This window comes from Iningainema tapete BLCC-T55 (assembly GCF_014698965.1).
In the GTDB taxonomy this organism is placed as follows: Bacteria; Cyanobacteriota; Cyanobacteriia; order Cyanobacteriales; family Nostocaceae; genus Iningainema; species Iningainema tapete.
The window spans coordinates 225,394-244,551 of record NZ_JACXAE010000009.1 but is presented as its reverse complement, the minus strand read 5'-3'; the positions used below and the strand labels follow the sequence as shown (position 1 = coordinate 244,551).

Sequence of the window (19,158 nt, the reverse complement as noted above, 5' to 3'; positions counted from 1 at the left end):
CAAATCTTATCATTACATACCCCATTCTCCCTCATTATCTCCCTCATTATAGTTAATTACTTGTTCCCAATTAGAAATTGGCGAATTGAGTTCTACTAAATAGCAGTGCAAATACTCTACAGTACCATTACTTACATAAGATTGCATTTCTTTAAGCGCAAGTTCATAGGAGTCATAAACTCCTAATGCTCCACCATAGGGAGCAGTACTACTTGAATCCCAAATAACATAAAATTTTTGATTTTCCATAAACTATAGCTCCTTCATAACCCAAGAAGCAAATTCTGCAAAAGTATAAACAGCGAACAACTTTCCACCAATTTGAGCTTTAGCCCATTCAAAAGCGTTTTTACCCACACCTTTACGCATCCATTCTCCATCAATAATCAAAATTGTTTCACACGGATATTTATTTTTTATGTTTTCAATTGCATAAGGAATCTTTTGGAAAGCACTACCACTAGAGTCTTGCCACTTAGATTCAAGTATTAACCCATTACGAAAACGAGGAATACCCTGACAAAAAATATCGACAATTATATCATTGCCCCAAATACCCTGACAAGGTAGTTGATATCTATACCTTACTCGAAATCCTCTTTGTTCTAAAAAACATCCAATAATGTGTTCAGAAGATTTACCAGAAGAATTAGCGCGTCTACCTCCATTTTGAATAAAAGTAGTTTCATTCTCTAATTCAGGCTTTACAACCCAATATTCGCAATTAGTATCGGCACCAATATCTTCTCCTTCAGGAATCTTCATTTTAAGTTCTAAGCAGTAATATATTTCTTTATTATTACTGTCTTCAATCACAAGACAATGTATACAATTACTACAACTAATTATATTTTCTAAAAGATGTTCATCCATATTTCACAAGGTAAGTCATAGCAATATTGTTACACTAAAAGCCTACGTACTGACAAGATTAATTTACAAAATGTCACTATAAAGTATAAATATTTATACTTAAAACACATAACTATAAATTACATTAATTTAAGTATACATTTTTGATTTGCAGTACCTAAACTTTAGTAGATAGGGGTTAAGCGAAAATCAATTTGACAAATCTTTAACACATTTACTATCAGTGCCTATGTTTCAATGATCAAACAAAAAAGGTTTGTCCAATTTATTCCGGATCTGCGCATAGCTGGATGAAAAAGAAGATATTTAAATTGATAAGAACGCAAAATTTGCATGTCTCTAAAAAATATATTGCCAACAAAAAAGATGGTTTAAACTTATACTCATTTTTTATTTAGTGTATTGATAAAATTATTTGACACTACACACAATATTGTGTATTATTAAATAGAACACTTGTCTTAAAATATATACCACACAAAATGGCATTTGTAAAAAGACAACAAAAAAACGGGAAAAATTATTATTCCCTAATTGAATCTAAACGTTATAAATCACTTAAAACATCCAGACAAAAACATATCTACCTTGGTAAATCTGAAAAAGCTTGTCTAGCTAGAGAAAAATTACATTATCCTCAGATTATAAAAGAAAGCTTTTTGAATAAAATAAAACAAGAAGAAGAAAAAACAAAGCCTAAGGAAGAAAAAGTAAAGCCCACAAATTATAATCTTCCTGCTAAAAAATATCAATGCATCGTAATTGATCCACCTTGGTTCTATCAACTTAGAAAAGACGATAAAACTCACAGAAATCGAATACCATATCCACCAATGAAAATAGAAGAAATACTACAACTGCCAATTCCAGATATGTGCGCCAAAGAAGGAACTGTATTATGGTTATGGTTTACAAATAATCATTTATTAGAAGCAGCTGATTGTATACGCCACTGGGGCTTTGAATTAAAAACAATTCTGACTTGGGAAAAAGTTTCAAAAAAAGGAACAACTAGGATAGGTACAGGACACTGGCTAAGAAACTGTACAGAACACTGTATTTTGGCAGTTCGCGGTAATGTAACTAGCTTTTCATACTCTAAAAAACTAAGCAATGAATCAACTATTTTAAAAGCGCCTAGAAGAGAACATTCAAGAAAACCAGAAGAGTTTTATGAGTTAGTTAATCATTTATGTAGTGGAACAAAATTGGAAATGTTTGCAAGACAAAAAAGAGAAGGATGGGATGTTTGGGGTAATGAGGTAGACAAATTTGATAATCAATCAGATGTATCACACGACACGACAGGGAGAGTGAGGAGATGAAACGTTCTCAAGAGCGTAAATTTTTAATGGTAATCAAAAACTCTACTACTTTTGTAAACTGTAATGTCTTATGATAAAGATGTTGTGGACGGCAGGGGAATTGAACCCCTCAGCGCGGAGTTTAGGAGGCTCGTCTGACACCAAGCGCCGCCCATACTTTTCAAGTAGCAAGGATAATACTTTGCTACTTGATTTAAAAATTTTCTGCTTCTAAATTAGCTATAAGTTCTTCAGCCTGACGACCGCCTATAGCTCGTAATTCTTCTTTAAGAGCTTTAGCTTGACGAATATGGGTCATCAATTGGTTGACCTTTGCTATAACTATTTCAGCTTGAGGGTCAGTTGTCTCAATTTCGAGACTTGGCTCTTGTTCTTTTTGATTCAACATTTCTTTTTCCGGATAATTATCATACATTGGTTTTTTAATAGTTTTAACTCTTAATGTGGCAAAAGCGGTATTCAGCAAATCAGGAGTTAGACTAGAAGCCAAAAAATAACAATATTCCCCTGAAGTACCGTTATCACTTTCAAGTTTTTTCCGAATTAACCAACCTAATTCCCAAAGTTTTTTAAGTTTTTTATTAGATGTTGCAGTGGTACATTTAAGCAAGTTTGCTGCTTCAAACGCTGTAATACCTTTTGTTGGTACTACTCTTAAAGTGCGATGTAGTATTAACGGTAGTCCTAATAGACATTCTTTCAAAAAAGTTGGATTTATTGGATTCTTTAAATTTATAGAACCAAGATCATTCAGGGATAAAGACTCCCCTGTATTAATAAAATTTGGCGTTTCACCTGAATTATCCTTAATTTCAATTGCAGAAACGATCATATCTTTGGTTATGCCATGAGCAAGATAATACTCATGAGTTGGCAAAATTCCCGTTTTTTTTGACGGTTTCTCTATAAAAGTTATAACTTCTTTTTGGACAACTTGTTTAGCTAGTTTTGATGCATTTGCTCTTGAACGATATAATTCTTCAGCAATCTTTTTTGCAGTAATGCCATTATTTTCAGCAACAATTAGCACCAATCTTAATTCGTCTATTGATAAAAGATTTGCGATATCCGTAGCGCTAACTGTTGACGATGATCGCTCAATTTGATTCAAGATAGGCTCTTGACTTTGCCGTGAAGAATCTCCTAGACTTTGATTATCAAGTCCAGACACAAGAAATCACCTCGTTGGTTGAGTGTCTTAAATTCCTGCTTTAAGGAAGCAAATGTACAGCCGCCAAGCATCACATTTGCTCTACTTAAAGCAGAAATCTAAATATAATTTATCTGAAGAACAAGCTTTCTTAAATTACTAAAGAAAGCTTGTTCTTGATTATTCAGAATAGCAGCAAAAATCACCGTAAGATCCTCAGAAATACAATAAAATCAAGATAAGTTTTGCTTATACTTGATTCATGTTTTTGAGCTTTTCTAAAGGGTACTGAATAATCATCTGATTAAATGGTATCCATTCTTCTTCAGTATTTTCGTAAACGAAAAGCAGTAAAAACAACCGCGTGCGGAACCACAGAAAACAGAAACGAACAGTTTGAGAATATTGAAAGTCTTAAGCAGGAGTATTTTTCCAATGGTCAAGCAGTTATGAGTATGGATAGTAAAAAAAAGAGTTAATCGGTAATTTATACCGGGAAGGGAGTGCTTATACGACTGAGCCAATAGAGGTATTCGACCACGATTTTCCTTCTCTGGCAACGGGAGTAGCAATACCACACGGGTTGTATGATTTAAATGACAATATTGGTTATGTACAGATTGGTAAGAGTCATGACACAAGCGAATTTGCGTGTGATTCGATTCGATACTGGTGGAATCACTACGGAAAAAATCGCTACCCATTGGCTACATCAATACTACTATTGTGCGATGGGGGAGGTAGTAACAGTTCTCGTTACTATGTATTTAAAGAAGCCTTACAAGCTTTGGTTGATGAAATTGGTATATCCATTTGTATTGCTCACTATCCCCCTTATATATCTAAATACAATCCGATTGAGCATCGTCTTTTTCCACACCTCAGCGCGCCTGTACGGAAGTCATTTTTGACAGTGCAAATACGGTATCCGAACTGATGGCAAAAGTCACTACCCAGACAGGTTTGAAAGTTCTTATGACCATCATTGATAAAACCTACCAAACAGGCTTGAAAGTAGCTGAGGGTTTTAAAGAAACAATGAAGATTTTATTCGATGATTTTTTGCCACAGTGGAACTATACTGTGAAACCCCAAACTCACTCAGACTTGCAAGTTATTTAATCCACGTTCCTTAGGACTACCGTCAATTTTTGTTAGTATTATAAGCTCAACAAGAAGACGGACCGCTTTTGGAAACCCGTAACGCTTTTTAAAGCAGCATCATAAATTCTACATTTTCTGCCGACGTGAGCGCAAAACAACTGCCCCGACAATGCTTGCTGCAATCATTCCTGAAGTTGCACTCGATTCAGGTACAGATGTAGCAGCCACATTTACCACAGGTGGAAGTTGGTAAGTGCCATTAAGTAACTCAGGTTTCGGTAAGTATGCTCGTAGCGATAGGGAAAATGGACCATTCTGTGTTGGCAACCAGTTTGATGAGCCAAGGATTGGTGGATCGGATTGCAAGTAAATGCTTAACGATCCGTCAGAGTTAAATTGCACTCCCGGAGTGCGATCGCCAATTGAATAGCGGTTGATCGAATTTTCGACGAGAAAACCATCAGGATCGTACAAGGTTACGGACCAAAAAGCTTCAACTGGCGGCAGTTGACCTGCCTCAAAAGTAAGAACGTATTCGTTTGTACCCACAAGTGGATTGCCATTCGCATCAATATTAGTGAGAAAATACAATGACTCTTGGGCAACGTTGGCAGCCAGTGCGTACTTAGCAACTGCCGCCCGCAGTAAATAGTCATTACCGTAATCACCAATGTCATAGTTGACACGCCACCCGTTGGTTGTAGTACCAATGTTTAACCACTTTTTGTCAATAAGTCGCTCTGCTTCTACAATTCCTTGAGTCAATCCAGCCAAAATATCTGGATCTGTTACCTCTTGTGAGGGTTGCCGATTCACACCAATACCAACTTGTGCAAATCGCTCTAACACGGGCGATTCGTCTGCTGGTGGTGGATTATCTTTTAAAAGCGCACTCAACTCGTCAAAAAACTGTATACCACTTTTTGCCACATCTTGTGGTCTGGGCAGTGGATTTGGGTTTGGAATTGGGGGAAGTTCCGTTGGCGGTGAACCAGGATACAGTGATAGAGGGGTTAAGGTATATTGCGATCGCACTGCTTGAAGATCAGCAGGACCATCAACTAACGTGCGTCCTAATGCCCATACCGTGTTTGTCGGAGATTTGATCACTGGGAGTCCAGCTGCTACACTTTGTTCGTTTGCATCCGTGGCGCTGGCGATGCCTGAGATGACAAGCGCTGTCAAAACTTTGCTTGGTCAAAGCGACTAATATCATGTCTGGTTGAACACTTATAATAAGGTATGTAGTTGCGATGAGCGCGCTCAAAGAGGATTAAGAGCGCGCTCATCGCAACTACATACCTATGTTTTATTTATAAGTAATTAAGCGGACGTGATATAAAACTTTATTTTCCTATGATAGCACGCGGCGATCGCGCACTTCAATATTTGCTTTTTCAAGGAAAAATTTACTATTTTTACAAGACTTATTGCTAATAATTCTAACTAATAAATATCCGATTTTAATAGCTTTATTAATATATTATTAAGTTTAAACATAGCTCAGATCAAACATTGTTCGCCAGATACATTATTAAGAAAAGTTAACCGCTAAAGTTAAATTATGGTTCAGGAGAGATGCCTAGAAAAAAAAGATGCTAAAATATGTTCTGCCATTAAATGACCACTATTTACCCTATCCGGATACGATTCATCCCATCATCGTTCACTTCGTAATTGCGATGGTGTTGTTTGCCTTTGTTTGTGATGTGATTGGCTATTTTACCCGTAGCGCCCGTCTGTATGAGGTGAGTTGGTGGAATATGTTTATCGCTACAATTTCCATCTTTATCGCCATCATTTTTGGTCAGTTGGAAGCGGGTTTGGCAGAACCTTACAATGCGGTTGAACCTGTGCTAAATTTACATACAATAGTAGGTTGGTCGCTGTCAGGTATTATTGCTGCTATTACCGCTTGGCGTTATGTAATTCGTTTAAGAAATCCATTCCATTTGCCGTTTTCTTATTTAGGAATGGGACTAGTTTTGACTTGTGTGGTGTTTTTGCAAGTGTATTTAGGAGACAAACTGGTATGGGTGTATGGATTGCATACGGTGCCAGTTGTTGAAGCAATCAAGGAAGGAATTTTAAGATGAATCAAGTAATTGAGCAAGTGCGTTCAGCTTTGCTGCAAGCCGTACCCGGCTTATCGCAACTAGGTGCGAACGGACTACCCTACCCTATCCCCATTCATCCCAACTTGGTTCATCTCACCTTGGGGCTGTTTATTATTGCGATCGCCTTTGATATCGTTGGTGTACTGTTCCCGTGGCAAAAACCAATCTTCAAGTTTTTGGCACTTCCTGCTGTTCGTTCCAACTTCTTTGATGTTGGCTGGTACAACATGCTGGCATCAGCAGTCATTTCGTTTTTTACTGTTGCTGCAGGCTTTTACGAAATGATGCTCGCAGATCCACCAACTGATGTCAAGAGTGCCTGGGGAATGCACGCAATGGAGACAATGCTTTGGCATGGAGTTGGTGGAGTAATTCTCCTAGCGTTAATTGTGGGCATGACTGTATGGAGGGGTTTTCAGCGGTATTTGTGGTGCGCTGATGCAAATCAACAAGTGCAGTGGAGCTATGTGCTAGCAGGTTTAGTCATCCTGTTTGTGATGTATGTTCATGGCACACTAGGAGCGCATCTAGCTGCTGAGTTTGGGGTACACAACACTGCTGATAGTTTGCTCCGATTAGGCAAAAACCCCAACTTGCTACTAAGGTAATCTAATGTACTTTAATTATCCTGTACAGACGTTCCGCCGGAACGTCTCTACGACGACTGTACAGACGTTCCGCCGGAACGTCTCTACGACTCCTAATTTCTGATATTGTAGCTATGAAAATCCGGAATATTCTCATATTGACAGCTAGTGCGATCGCCTTAACCGCCATCAGTTTGTGGATGGGGCAACAGGCATACTCGTGGTTACCGCCGCAAGCTGCTGCCGAATCTCAACTCATAGATCAATTGTTCAGCTTCTTAGTAGTATTAGGTACATTCATTTTCCTGGGAGTGACAGGAACCCTAACTTACTCTGTTCTCTTCAATCGTGTAGGCAAATATGACTTTCGCGATGGTCCCCCGATTGAAGGCAATGTTAAGCTAGAAATAGTCTGGACAGTAATCCCGATTCTACTCGTATTTTGGATTGCAGGCTATAGCTACAAAGTCTACGAGCAAATGGGAGTTCAAGGTCCCAATGAAGTTGCACACCTGCATATGCCGATGGGAATAGAAGCGGCGTATGTTGTACCTAACAATCCAACAGAACCAGTGGAAAAAATCGAAGTACTGGCAAAACAGTGGGCTTGGGTTTTCCGCTATCCAAATAAAAATATCACCAGTACTGAATTGCACTTACCTGCTCATCGACGAGTTCAGTTAGCACTGCAATCAGAAGACGTTCTCCACGGCTTTTATATTCCTGCTTTCCGTCTCAAGCAAGACATTGTTCCTAAAAGTACGATAGACTTTGAATTCACTCCCATCCGTGTTGGTAAATATCGGCTCAACGATTCTCAATTTAGCGGCACTTACTTTGCCTTAATGCAGGCAGACGTAGTAGTTGAGCCTCTTCAAGATTACAACCAGTGGCTAACCAAAGCAGCCAAACAAAAGCCCGTTCCCGCAATCAATCAGGCAGCGATCGAGTATGCTTGGGCAACAGATAAGACAAAGGTATTGAATGCAGGCTGGGCAACAGTTGCACCGAGAATACCGCCTCTAGTCAATTATCCTCATCCAAAGGAAAGTAACTAATGACAAGTATTCAAATTGAAGACATTAGCGTTGCCAGCAATAAACCTCACCACGAACCACCGAGTGGCTGGCGTCAATACTTCAGCTTTAGCACAGACCATAAAGTTATAGGTATACAGTATCTAGTTACTTCTTTCATTTTCTTTCTCGTAGGCGGGATATTGGCAATGGTGATTCGGGCGGAACTGATTACCCCTGAATCAGACCTAGTCGATCGCGCCTTCTACAACGGAATGTTCACCATGCACGGTACAGTAATGCTGTTTTTGTGGACATTCCCATCTTTAGTTGGTCTTGCCAACTATCTCGTACCATTAATGATTGGAGCGCGAGATATGGCATTCCCACGCCTGAATGCTGCTGCCTTCTGGATGGTACCAATATTTGGGACACTACTAATGGCAAGCTTCTTTCTCCCAGGAGGTCCAGCACAAGCAGGTTGGTGGTCATATCCACCAGTCAGTCTCCAGAACCCAACAGGTAACATAATTAATGGTCAATCAGTCTGGATTTTAGCTGTGGCAATATCAGGGGTGTCCTCAATTATGGGGGCAGTCAACTTTGTTACAACCATAGTGCGGATGCGGGCACCAGGTATGACATTCTTCAGAATGCCTGTCTTTGTCTGGGCAGTATTGAGCGCCCAAATTATCCAACTATTTGGACTACCAGCCCTGACAGCCGGTGCAGTGATGCTGTTATTCGATCTAACAGTAGGAACCAGCTTTTTTGACCCCGCCAAAGGAGGAAACCCAATATTCTTCCAACACCTCTTCTGGTTCTACTCCCACCCCGCAGTTTACGTGATCATTCTGCCAGTATTTGGCATTTTTTCCGAAATATTCCCTGTCTACGCTCGTAAACCCCTGTTTGGTTACAAAGTAGTAGCCATCTCATCGCTGGTTATTGCCGCAGTCAGCGCTCTAGTTTGGGTACACCACATGTACGTCAGTGGTACACCAGGCTGGATGCGGATGATTTTCATGCTCTCAACCATGTGTGTTTCCGTACCCACCGGTATTAAAGTATTTGCCTGGGTAGCAACTATCTGGGGAGGTAGAATACGACTCAATACACCAATGCTATTTGCCTTAGGTGGATTGGTAATGTTTGTATTTGCAGGCATCACCGGAATCATGCTCTCCTCAGTTCCAGTCGATATTCACGTCAACAATACCTACTTCGTCGTCGGTCACTTTCACTACGTCCTCTACGGTACCGTAACGATGGGCTTGTATGCCGCCATCTACCATTGGTTCCCCAAGATGACTGGACGCATGTACAACGAAGGCTTGGGTAAATTACACTTCTTATTATCATTCATCGGCACAAACATCAACTTCTTACCCATGCACTCTTTAGGATTGCAAGGGATGCTGCGTCGAGTTTCTTCCTACGATCCAGAGTATACATTCTGGAACATTATTGCTAGCATTGGTGCATTCTTGTTAGGCATGTCTACCCTACCCTTCATCTTCAACATGATTGCCTCTTGGAGTCATGGCAAGAAAGCACTCGATAATCCCTGGCGGGCAATTGGATTAGAGTGGCTAGTTTCCTCACCACCTCCAGTAGAAAACTTTGAAGAAATTCCCGTCGTCATCGCTGAACCCTACGGCTACGGGAAAAATGAACCCCTAACATCTCAACCTCACACTTAAAACTACTCCCTCTCTACTCTCTTCCTCTGCGTTCTCAGCGTCTCTGTGGTTCATTAATAAATATTTATTAGAAAAAACGAAAGCAGTAGATAGAGAGTATAGAGGCACTAATCCGCATCATCAACAAAACCTCAATTATGGACAGTTCAATCAATCCCCATCAATTGCAGCATACCCATGATGAAGAAGGCAACAGTATGTTTGGCTTTGTTGTCTTCCTACTTTCCGAAAGTATCATTTTCCTGAGTTTTTTCGCTGGATATATACTCTACAAATCCACAACTAGCGACTGGCTACCACCAGGTGTTTCCGGATTAGAAATTAAAGCACCTGCGATTAATACTGTCATTCTAGTTTCTAGTAGCTTCGTCATTTATTTAGCAGAACGCGCTCTCCATCGTCACGACTTAACTAAATTTCGCTTGTATTTGCTAGCAACGATCGCAATGGGCAGCTATTTTCTCCTTGGACAAGCTATTGAATGGCGGAGCCTTGAATTTGGCTTTACCTCAGGAGTATTCGGTGGAATGTTCTACCTACTCACAGGTTTCCACGGATTACATGTTCTCGCAGGCATCCTATTACAAATAATCATCTTTGTTCGCTCCTTCATTCCGGGTAACTACAACTCCAGTCACTTTGGCGTAAACGCAACCTCCTTATTCTGGCATTTTGTTGATGTAATTTGGATTATTTTATTTCTGCTCATCTACATCTGGCAGTAAAAATTAGTTCTCAAACATTGAGGTAATGAGAGGAAAAGAAATATGATTATTGATGACCAACACTACGACCTAATTATCGTTGGTACCGGTGCAGGTGGAGGCACTTTAGCACAAAAACTTGCACCCACCGGAAAGAAGATTCTCATTTTAGAACGAGGCGATTTCTTACCCAAAGAAAAAGAAAACTGGAGTGCTGACGAAGTTTTTAGCAAAGAGCGCTATCACCAACGTGAAAATTGGTTCGACAATGCAAGTGAACCTTTTCGTCCTCAAATTAATTACTGGGTAGGCGGTAACACTAAAGTTTATGGTGCAGCTTTACTCAGAATGCGGGAACAGGATTTTGAAGCAGTCAAACATCAAGAAGGCGTTTCAACTGAGTGGCATCTCAAATACCAAGATTTTGAACCCTACTACACTGAAGCTGAAAAGCTCTATAATGTTCACGGCAAACAGGGAGAAGATCCGACAGAACCTTCTCGCACTGAAGAATACCCCCATCCTCCCGTAAGCCATGAACCCCAAATGCAGCAAATCTGCGATGCTATTTCCAAGCAGGGGCTGCATCCTTTTCATCTACCTTTGGGCATAAATATGAATGAAGAGGAGAGCAATGAAAGTGATTGCTTCCGTTGCAAAACATGTGATGGATTTCCTTGCAAGGTTGACGCGAAAGCTGATGCTGAAGTGAAGGGTGTTATGCCTGCCCTGAAATATCCCAATGTAACGCTGAAAACCCAAGCTAAGGTTGTGTGTTTACATACTAGCCCGTCTGGTCGAGAAGTAAAATCCGTAGAAGCACAAATTAACGGACAATCTTATTTATTTTTCGGCGATATTGTGGTTTTGGCTTGTGGTGCAGTAAACTCGGCGGCATTGTTGTTGCGATCGCCAAATGAAAAGCACCCCAACGGACTAGCCAATAGTTCTGACCAAGTGGGGCGCAATTTTATGAAATACCAGATAACGGCAATTATACAGCTAGCTGCCAAAACTAATACTGTTGTGTTCCCAAAAACAATTTGCGTCCATGATTTTTATTGGGGAGATGCGGATTTCCCTTACCCAATGGGTCACATTCAGAACATCGGTAGTATTCACCCAGAGATGATTACTGCCGAAGCACCGCCTCTATTGGCTGTTTTAGCCAGATTGGTTCCAGAATCTGGGCTGCGCCAGCTGGCAGGGCGGGCGATCGGTTGGTGGTTGCAGACGGAAGATTTACCAGATCCTAACAATCGGGTGCGTGTAGTCGGAAACAAGTTACATTTAGATTATACGCACAATAACATTGAGGCACACGATCGCCTGATTTATCATTGGACGGAGGTACTCAAACAGCTAGATACAGGGAAAAACTCGCTGTTTAGTCAAAGCATTTTCTCTCGTAGCGACACACCCATTAAAGTGCTGGCAAATCAGTGTGGTACTTGCCGCTTCGGTGAAGATCCACAAACTTCCGTTCTCGATCTTAATTGTCGCACTCATGATGTAGACAATCTCTATGTTGTAGATGGCAGTTTCTTTCCATCTAGTGCTGGGGTAAGCCCTGCCCTAACGATTATGGCTAATGCTCTACGAGTTGGTGAACACTTGATTGAACGTTTGAATGGGGTTTGAGGATAGGAAAATTAAACCACAGATTAACACAGATGCACACAGATAAATTATCTGTGTTAATCTGTGTGCATCTGTGGTTCCTTATTCACCCAAAGATTTTTCTATTGCTCTTCGGATATACCGTTGGTACGGAATACCTTCTTTTTTAGCAACAGTTTTGACGCGGGTCAATAACTCTTCTGAAACACGTAGGTTTACAGTCTTATCTTTAGGTTTAAATTCAAAACTGACTTGTTTGAAATTATCTGAATGAAGATAGTCTGATAAATCTTCATTTAACAAGCTTTCTACTTCTTCATCCGTTGTCATTTTCGGCAAAATTTTCTTCATACTTAAGTACCTCTTTCTGATGCATATAACGAGCGCTGATAGGTCGAATTAGTGTCTCCTCTTGCTTGGTACGTAAGGTAAATGCTACAAAAATATACCTCCCCTTAGTTGACTGACCTACCGCAAGAAACCTCTCTTCAACCTAAGAATGCTGTGGGTCTGGAGCAATCCGAACTTCGCTCAGGAATAAAGCTTCAATTTCTTCGATTGAAACCCCGTGTTTTTGGCACTTTTTTAAATTTCCCTCATCCCAGTCAAAGCCGCATACTTCTTCCATCATAAATTTATAATAGCATTTGTATATACAAATGACAATACTTTTTCAAGAAAATGCTCATAGTTGATTTCTTTCAAGAAAAAGCCACAGAGCAGCTTTTACCCCATCCGCCAATTCTTTCTAGCCGTCAGGCGGGATGGGAGGGCGTTTTGTTGGAATATCACTTTCAGCCTGCGGGTGAATTTCCAGAAATTTACGCTAACGGACATGGGGTAATTATTTTGACTAAAACCCCAAATCAAATTTCGGCAGAACGAACTTTAGATGGGAAATTGCGGTATGAATCTGTTGGCGAGGGTGATATCATTATTACACCTGCTCGTGTCGGTCATCGAGCTTGTTGGCATGAAGAAGGAGAGTTGATTTTCTTGGGCATTTCTCCTCAAACTTTCGCCTGTGCTGTGGATGAGTCAGGAACACCAGAACTGTTTGAGCTTACACCACATTTTGCCACACGCGATCCTTTGGTTCAGCACATTGGACTAGCGCTGAAAAGAACTTTAGAAAATTATCCTGCTGGAAATCGTTTGTATGCGGAAACGATGACAAATGCTTTGATAGTCCACTTGTTGCAAAATTATTCTACTAGAAAACCAATTTTAAGTGAATATACAGATGGTTTATCACGGCGCAAATTACAACAAGTAATTGATTATATAAATACCCATCTCGACGAAAATTTTGGTTTAGCCTCCCTTTCTGCGTTAGTGCAGATAAGTCCGCATTATTTTTCAAAGCTATTCAAAAAATCCACAGGGATGACTCCCCATCAGTACGTAATTCGTTGCCGAGTGGAACGCGCTAAAGAGTTACTGCTCAAGCAAGAAATGACTATTGCAGAGATAGCAAATCTGGTGGGTTTTGCAAACCAAGGTCATCTAAATTTGCATTTTAAGCGCCTTTTGGGTATTACGCCTAAAAAATTTATGCAGAAATAACCAGAATTTATCAAAAATTGCCAGAACTTAGAAGACTTGCGATCGCGTGTGCAGGATACTCTAAAGTGCATCTCAATACAGTTCGCTTACTTAATCTCCCGTGAAAAAGAGAGGTTGCCTGCCCACCCCCCCTTGCCCCCCCTTAATAAGGGGGGGTTGGGGCGATCTCCTTGCACAATAAGGTTAACTGAACCGTATTGGGGTACATCTTGCAGTTAATAAATATTTGAGCAAAGAGTTATAATGAAACAAGAAAAAGCGTTAGCATCTGAAATTTTTTATTCACTATTTTCGTTAGTTAAGCCTCGTAAAGTTCGGGGTGGTGTAAATAGTTTTAGCTCGCAGTGGCTGTCGCATGTCTTGCCTCATAGCCCTATCGAAGAACTAGCACCGAATCTGTGGCACGTTACAGGTATTTTGCCTGCAGCGGGACACCCACCACGAGAAATGGTACTTTACAGACTGCTAGATTCTACACTGTTGATTCATAGCGGCATTGCTTTAAATGAGGCAGGTATGACACAACTTGAATCTTTGGGTAAACCGACAATAATGATAGTACCCAACCGCATTCACAGGCTTGATGCAAGAGTATATAAAGAGCGCTATCCAGATTTATTGGTAGTTGCTCCGGCTGCCGCAAAACCATATGTTGAAGAAGTTGTTTCAGTCGATGCAATTGCCGAAGAATTGCTTCCAAAACACGGTATTATTTGCCATCAACCTGCTGGTATTCGTCCGCAAGAATTGGTGTATGAATTGCAATTACCCACAGGAAAAACGTTAATTTTTACGGATATTTTATTTAACTTAACTGATTCGTATTTATCCAAGTATGTACCTAATAACAAATTTCTGATTGGTTTAGTAGGAGCAAGTGGTTATTTTGGCATTACAGCTTTGGGAAAACGATTTTTTATGACAGATAGAAATGCCTATCGCCAATGGTTGGAAGCTTTAGCTGATAACATTCCTTCTTTGCGTGTGATTTCTGTGGCACATGGCGAACCAATCACAGCTAATTGTACTCAAAGATTGCGCGAAGCTGCTGCTCGTTTATAGCGACTTGTTCTGATACCATACAGGCATTGCACAGAATCTTCCGGGATACATCAAACCAATCTGGTTCCGGTTGAGATAAATTATTTATGTAATGCCTGATGATTACCATGATCGATTCTGAGGCTGATATCCCACAACTACAAGCGCAACTTGCTTTTGCATACCGTAAGCTACCACCCTTGGAGCAAAAAATTGTACAATTGTTTTCGGTGATTTATGAACCGATTAATAGAACTGCGTTCATGGGTTGTCTCAATCAAATCGGCGTGTTAGATCAAAAGGGTAAACCTTTCGTTAATAATATATTAAAGCCTTATATTGACTCTTTGTTAGCAGCTGAGTTGCTGGTGCAGGAAAGTGGGCAGGGACCTCAGTGCCATCCACTCTTAGTAGAAATTGCTACCCGCGATACTGTAAAATCGGGATGCTTTGAAAAGCTGGCGGAAGTGGTGGAGGAAAAACTACCTATATCTACTCGCTGGGCGGGAGGACCAAGGTATTTTGCGAGCGATCGCCAATTTATTCGGCAAGTTCGCATTGGCATCTACCGCCAAAACCCCAGTTTCATTAATCAACAGCTAGAAGACTATAATAAACACCGTCAAGGCAAAGATAAAATATCCATAGAGGATATATTCGAGATGGTGTGCAACAACCCATTTGATGCAGATTGGGTGCGCACTTTACCACAAGGTTTGTACGAAAACGTTATATCAATTATCCTCCTAAAAGCATCCCTGAAATGTTCTCCTGCTGAAGAGCCATTTGCACTGCTCGAAGAAGGATGCTCTACTTCCGGAGGACATTGCTCAGATTATTTGCTCATGATTTTAACGGAACAACTGCTTCTCAGGGGTTGTACACAAGAAGCACAACAGAGTTTGGAACGTATATCTGATGAGTATCGAGATAACGCCGCCGTGTTTTGGGGCTGGCTGAGCTTTGTACGTGGTGAATACGAACAAGCCATCAAATATTACACAGATGCACTCAAGGCTCTCAAGAAAGCCAAAGGTAAGCGTCAGGTATATTTCAATACGATGGGCGGCTTATTTTTTATCTTGGCACTTTTAAAAGATGGTTCACCAGAACGACTCAGAGAAGCAGAAGAGTATGCCAGTTTAATTGCACGCCAATCAGACCACTGGCTCACTTATACTTATGCCAGACTAAAACTTTTACTACAAATTCAGCTTGGTGATATCACTCAAAAAGAAATCCTAGTCAATGCCCACATTGCTTCCTGGACAGAGCATAACAGCTTAGACACACTATTGTGCGCCCTATGCCTCTACTGGATAGATCTTGAGAGGGCGAAAAAGCGCTTGCCTAAGTTGTTAGAACCGTTATATCAGCAAGCGGTAACATCTGGTTACCACTGGCTAGCAATGGAAACAGCAGAACTTCTTTCCCGACTCAAACCGCGCAGCACCTACGACACACAAGCAGAGATCTTGCGCGAAGATAGCGACATAAAAACCATAGTAGATCTGATTCGACCTCTAGAACCTTGGGAGCTTTGCTTAAATGCACTGGCAAATCTACAGAAGGAACCGCAAGCACCGACAAAAACCCAGTCAGAACTGCGTTTAGCATGGTTTATTACTTACTATACCAGTAGATGTGCCTTGCAACCACGCGAACAGAAAGTTAACGCCAATGGGGAGTGGGGTAAAGGTCGCCCTATATCTCTCAAGCGTTTGAGTGACAGCATTAGTGAGTTGGATTATATCACGCCCCAAGATATGCGGGTATGTGCGTATATCGAAACCTACCGTGATGGTTCCTATTACGGCAAAACCGAGTATATGTTAAATGAAAAGGCAATCTCTGCTCTGGTTGGGCATCCATTTGTCTTCTGGGAAAATTCCAATAACACTCGCGTGGAAATTGTCAAGGGAGAACCGGAACTAATAGTCAAAAAACGAAAAAATCGGTTGACTTTGGAATTTTCTCCTAAACTATTAGAAACACAGAATTTCCTAGTTGTCAAAGAAACACCAACCCGCCTCAAGGTAATTGAAATTAGTGCCGAACACCGACGCATTGCCGAGATTATTGGCAAGGAAAATCGGTTAGAAGCGCCAGCCACTGCCGAGAAGCAAGTTTTGGCAGCTATCAATGCTGTCTCTGGAATTGTCACGGTGCATTCTGATATTGGTGGAGGGCTTTCTGGAGCCGAAGAAGTACCAGCACAGACTATACCTCATATTCACCTTTTGCCTACGGGTGTGGGATTGAAAGTAACTCTTTTGTCTCGCCCCTTTGCTCAAGGTGGTCCCTACTTCCGTCCTGGCGCGGGTGGTGAAACTGTGATTGCAGAGATAGATGGCAAGCGACTGCAAACTAAACGAAATCTGCATGAAGAAAAGCAACTTGCCAATGCCGTTGTCGCAGCCTGCCCTACTTTGACTCGTAGTGAAGAACAAGATAGTGAGTGGTTAATTGAACAGCCGGAGGATTGTTTGGAACTACTGCTGGAACTGCAAGCACTTTTGGATACCGTGGTGCTAGAATGGCCAGAGGGAGAAAAACTGCGTGTCAGCCACCATGCGGATCTCAAAGATTTTAATTTGACAATTCAACGTCAGCAGGATTGGTTTGCTGCTACTGGTGAGTTGAAATTGGATAACAATTTAGTGCTGGATATGCAGCACCTTTTGGAACTACTGGAGCAAACCCCCAGCCGTTTTATTCCTCTTGGTGATGGTCAATTTTTGGCTTTAACTCAAAAGTTTCGCAAACGTTTGGATGAATTGCGCACGTTTTCGGAAAAAAATGGTAAAGGTATACGCTTTCATCCTTTGGCAACATTAGGGTTGGAAGATTTGGTCGATGAGGTGGGCAATCTGAATGCAGATAAACATTGGAAGGCACATATTCAGCGTTTGAAGGAGGTGCAGAACTTGCAGCCGGAAGTTCCTTCTACTTTTCAGGCTCAACTGCGGGATTACCAGATGGAGGGGTTCAACTGGTTGGCTAGACTGGCACATTGGGGTGTTGGAGCTTGCTTGGCGGATCAAATGGGACTGGGTAAGACTGTTCAGGCTTTGGCTGTTATATTAACTCGTGCTCATCAAGGACCAACTTTAATTGTTGCACCGACTTCGGTGTGTATGAATTGGGTGAGTGAGGCGCAGCGGTTTGCTCCTACTCTTAATATAGTTCAGTTTGGTGGAGGCGATCGCATACCAAATCGCCAACAATTACTTGATGGCTTACAACCCTTTGATATGCTGGTATGCAGTTACGGTTTGTTGCAGCAGGAAGAATTATCTCAAATGCTCTCGCAAGTGCAGTGGCAAACTATTGTACTGGATGAAGCACAGGCAATCAAAAATATGACCACCAAACGTTCTCAGGCTGCGATGAACCTCCAAGGTGGTTTCAAACTGCTTACCACCGGAACGCCAATTGAGAACCATCTGGGTGAATTGTGGAATTTGTTCCGCTTTATCAATCCTGGGCTACTAGGTTCCTATGAAAGCTTCAATCAACGCTTTGCGATCCCGATTGAAAAATTTCAAGATAAACAAGTACGTAGCAAACTGAAAAAACTCATTCAACCATTCCTGTTGCGGCGCACAAAAAATCAGGTGCTAGAAGAGTTGCCCAACCGTACCGAAATCCTTTTGCATGTAGAGTTGAGTCGGGAGGAAATGGCTTTTTACGAAGCGTTGCGCCGTGCGGCAATCTCTAGATTAACCGAAAGTGATGCCACTGCTGGTCAAAAACATTTGCAAGTGCTGGCAGAGATTATGAAACTGCGCCGTGCCTGCTGCAATGCCCGTCTGGTAGTACCTGAGACTGAACTACCCAGTTCCAAGCTACAACTCTTTGGTGAGGTACTAGGTGAGCTATTGGAGAATCACCATAAAGCTTTGGTGTTTAGTCAGTTTGTTGACCATCTACATATTATCAGGGATTATCTGGATAAGCAAGGTATTCATTATCAATATTTAGATGGCAGTACTCCTGCCCCAGAGCGGAAAAAACGGGTGGATGCTTTCCAAGCAGGGTCAGGAGATGTATTTTTAATCAGTCTGAAGGCTGGTGGTACTGGTATTAATCTTACCGCTGCCGATTATGTTATTCATATGGACCCTTGGTGGAATCCGGCTGTAGAAGACCAAGCCTCGGATCGCGCCCATCGCATCGGTCAACAACGCCCGGTTACTATCTATCGTTTGGTAGCAAAAGATACTATTGAAGATAAGATTGTGGATTTGCATCACCACAAGCGAGATTTGGCTGATAGTTTGCTTGAAGGTGCTGATATCAGCGGTAAAATTTCTACAGAGGCGTTACTAGAGTTGATGAGTTCGTGACAT

Annotated in this window: 16 protein-coding genes and 2 pseudogenes; 11 read left to right on the top strand and 7 right to left on the bottom strand. The window is 41.3% G+C overall.

What is annotated here, in order from left to right; translation table 11 throughout:
- Nucleotides 1–12: 12 nt before the first annotated feature.
- On the bottom strand, nt 13–249 hold the full coding sequence (locus tag ICL16_RS02010) for a hypothetical protein (RefSeq protein ID WP_190825203.1): 237 nt from the start codon (nt 247–249) through the stop codon (nt 13–15).
- Between the two features lie 3 nt (nt 250–252).
- On the bottom strand, nt 253–816 hold the full coding sequence (locus ICL16_RS02005; protein WP_238360547.1) for a PD-(D/E)XK nuclease superfamily protein: 564 nt from the start codon (nt 814–816) through the stop codon (nt 253–255).
- 539 nt (nt 817–1,355) lie between these two features.
- On the opposite strand from ICL16_RS02005, the gene ICL16_RS02000 reads away from it, so the two are divergent.
- Nucleotides 1,356–2,198 carry an MT-A70 family methyltransferase gene (locus ICL16_RS02000; RefSeq protein ID WP_190825201.1) on the top strand — a complete coding sequence of 281 codons (843 nt, stop codon included), beginning with the start codon at nt 1,356–1,358 and terminating at the stop codon, nt 2,196–2,198.
- A 193-nt stretch (nt 2,199–2,391) separates the two neighbouring features.
- Here the strand turns inward: ICL16_RS02000 and ICL16_RS01995 are convergent, their stop codons facing one another.
- Entirely contained in the window at nt 2,392–3,369 is a 978-nt protein-coding gene (locus tag ICL16_RS01995) for a MarR family transcriptional regulator (RefSeq protein ID WP_190825200.1), read from the bottom strand.
- A 287-nt stretch (nt 3,370–3,656) separates the two neighbouring features.
- On the opposite strand from ICL16_RS01995, the pseudogene ICL16_RS47585 reads away from it, so the two are divergent.
- Nucleotides 3,657–4,470 (top strand): annotated as a pseudogene (locus ICL16_RS47585) (ISAzo13 family transposase).
- A 108-nt stretch (nt 4,471–4,578) separates the two neighbouring features.
- On the opposite strand, the gene ICL16_RS01975 reads toward ICL16_RS47585, so the two are convergent.
- Nucleotides 4,579–5,637 carry a DUF1254 domain-containing protein gene (locus ICL16_RS01975; protein ID WP_190825198.1) on the bottom strand — a complete coding sequence of 353 codons (1,059 nt, stop codon included), beginning with the start codon at nt 5,635–5,637 and terminating at the stop codon, nt 4,579–4,581.
- Between the two features lie 410 nt (nt 5,638–6,047).
- Between ICL16_RS01975 and ICL16_RS01970 the strand changes: the two genes are divergently transcribed.
- The 6 genes from ICL16_RS01970 (at nt 6,048) to ICL16_RS01945 (ending at nt 12,220) form a co-directional block, all read left to right on the top strand.
- Nucleotides 6,048–6,548 (top strand): DUF2231 domain-containing protein, encoded by a 501-nt coding sequence (locus ICL16_RS01970; RefSeq protein WP_190825197.1) that lies wholly within the window; start codon nt 6,048–6,050, stop codon nt 6,546–6,548.
- On the top strand, nt 6,545–7,177 hold the full coding sequence (locus tag ICL16_RS01965; RefSeq protein WP_190825196.1) for a DUF2231 domain-containing protein: 633 nt from the start codon (nt 6,545–6,547) through the stop codon (nt 7,175–7,177). The genes ICL16_RS01970 and ICL16_RS01965 overlap by 4 nt, the downstream gene beginning before the upstream one ends.
- A 113-nt stretch (nt 7,178–7,290) precedes the next feature.
- On the top strand, nt 7,291–8,214 hold the full coding sequence (locus ICL16_RS01960; protein ID WP_190825195.1) for a cytochrome c oxidase subunit II: 924 nt from the start codon (nt 7,291–7,293) through the stop codon (nt 8,212–8,214).
- Nucleotides 8,214–9,875 (top strand): cytochrome c oxidase subunit I, encoded by a 1,662-nt coding sequence (gene ctaD, locus ICL16_RS01955; RefSeq protein WP_190825194.1) that lies wholly within the window; start codon nt 8,214–8,216, stop codon nt 9,873–9,875. Before ICL16_RS01960 ends, ctaD begins: the two co-directional genes overlap by 1 nt.
- Before the next feature lie 137 nt (nt 9,876–10,012).
- Nucleotides 10,013–10,600 (top strand): cytochrome c oxidase subunit 3, encoded by a 588-nt coding sequence (locus tag ICL16_RS01950; RefSeq protein ID WP_190825193.1) that lies wholly within the window; start codon nt 10,013–10,015, stop codon nt 10,598–10,600.
- 42 nt (nt 10,601–10,642) lie between these two features.
- Nucleotides 10,643–12,220 (top strand): GMC oxidoreductase, encoded by a 1,578-nt coding sequence (locus ICL16_RS01945; protein WP_190825192.1) that lies wholly within the window; start codon nt 10,643–10,645, stop codon nt 12,218–12,220.
- An 81-nt stretch (nt 12,221–12,301) separates the two neighbouring features.
- On the opposite strand, the gene ICL16_RS01940 is transcribed toward ICL16_RS01945, so the two are convergent.
- From ICL16_RS01940 to ICL16_RS45200, 3 genes and pseudogenes are all read right to left on the bottom strand, one after another.
- Entirely contained in the window at nt 12,302–12,550 is a 249-nt protein-coding gene (locus ICL16_RS01940; protein WP_190825191.1) for a CopG family antitoxin, read from the bottom strand.
- Nucleotides 12,516–12,677: pseudogene (locus ICL16_RS45205) on the bottom strand (BrnT family toxin); the annotation flags it as partial. The pseudogene ICL16_RS45205 and the gene ICL16_RS01940, both read right to left, overlap by 35 nt.
- A 15-nt stretch (nt 12,678–12,692) precedes the next feature.
- Entirely contained in the window at nt 12,693–12,830 is a 138-nt protein-coding gene (locus ICL16_RS45200) for a BrnT family toxin (RefSeq protein WP_238360546.1), read from the bottom strand.
- A gap of 50 nt (nt 12,831–12,880) precedes the next feature.
- On the opposite strand from ICL16_RS45200, the gene ICL16_RS01930 reads away from it, so the two are divergent.
- The 3 genes from ICL16_RS01930 (at nt 12,881) to ICL16_RS01920 (ending at nt 19,155) form a co-directional block, all read left to right on the top strand.
- Nucleotides 12,881–13,765: a helix-turn-helix transcriptional regulator gene (locus tag ICL16_RS01930; RefSeq protein WP_190825190.1), complete on the top strand. Its 885-nt coding sequence runs from the start codon at nt 12,881–12,883 to the stop codon at nt 13,763–13,765.
- Between the two features lie 243 nt (nt 13,766–14,008).
- Nucleotides 14,009–14,827 carry a hypothetical protein gene (locus tag ICL16_RS01925; RefSeq protein ID WP_190825189.1) on the top strand — a complete coding sequence of 273 codons (819 nt, stop codon included), beginning with the start codon at nt 14,009–14,011 and terminating at the stop codon, nt 14,825–14,827.
- Between the two features lie 98 nt (nt 14,828–14,925).
- Nucleotides 14,926–19,155: a DEAD/DEAH box helicase gene (locus ICL16_RS01920; protein WP_190825188.1), complete on the top strand. Its 4,230-nt coding sequence runs from the start codon at nt 14,926–14,928 to the stop codon at nt 19,153–19,155.
- Nucleotides 19,156–19,158 lie beyond the last annotated feature (3 nt).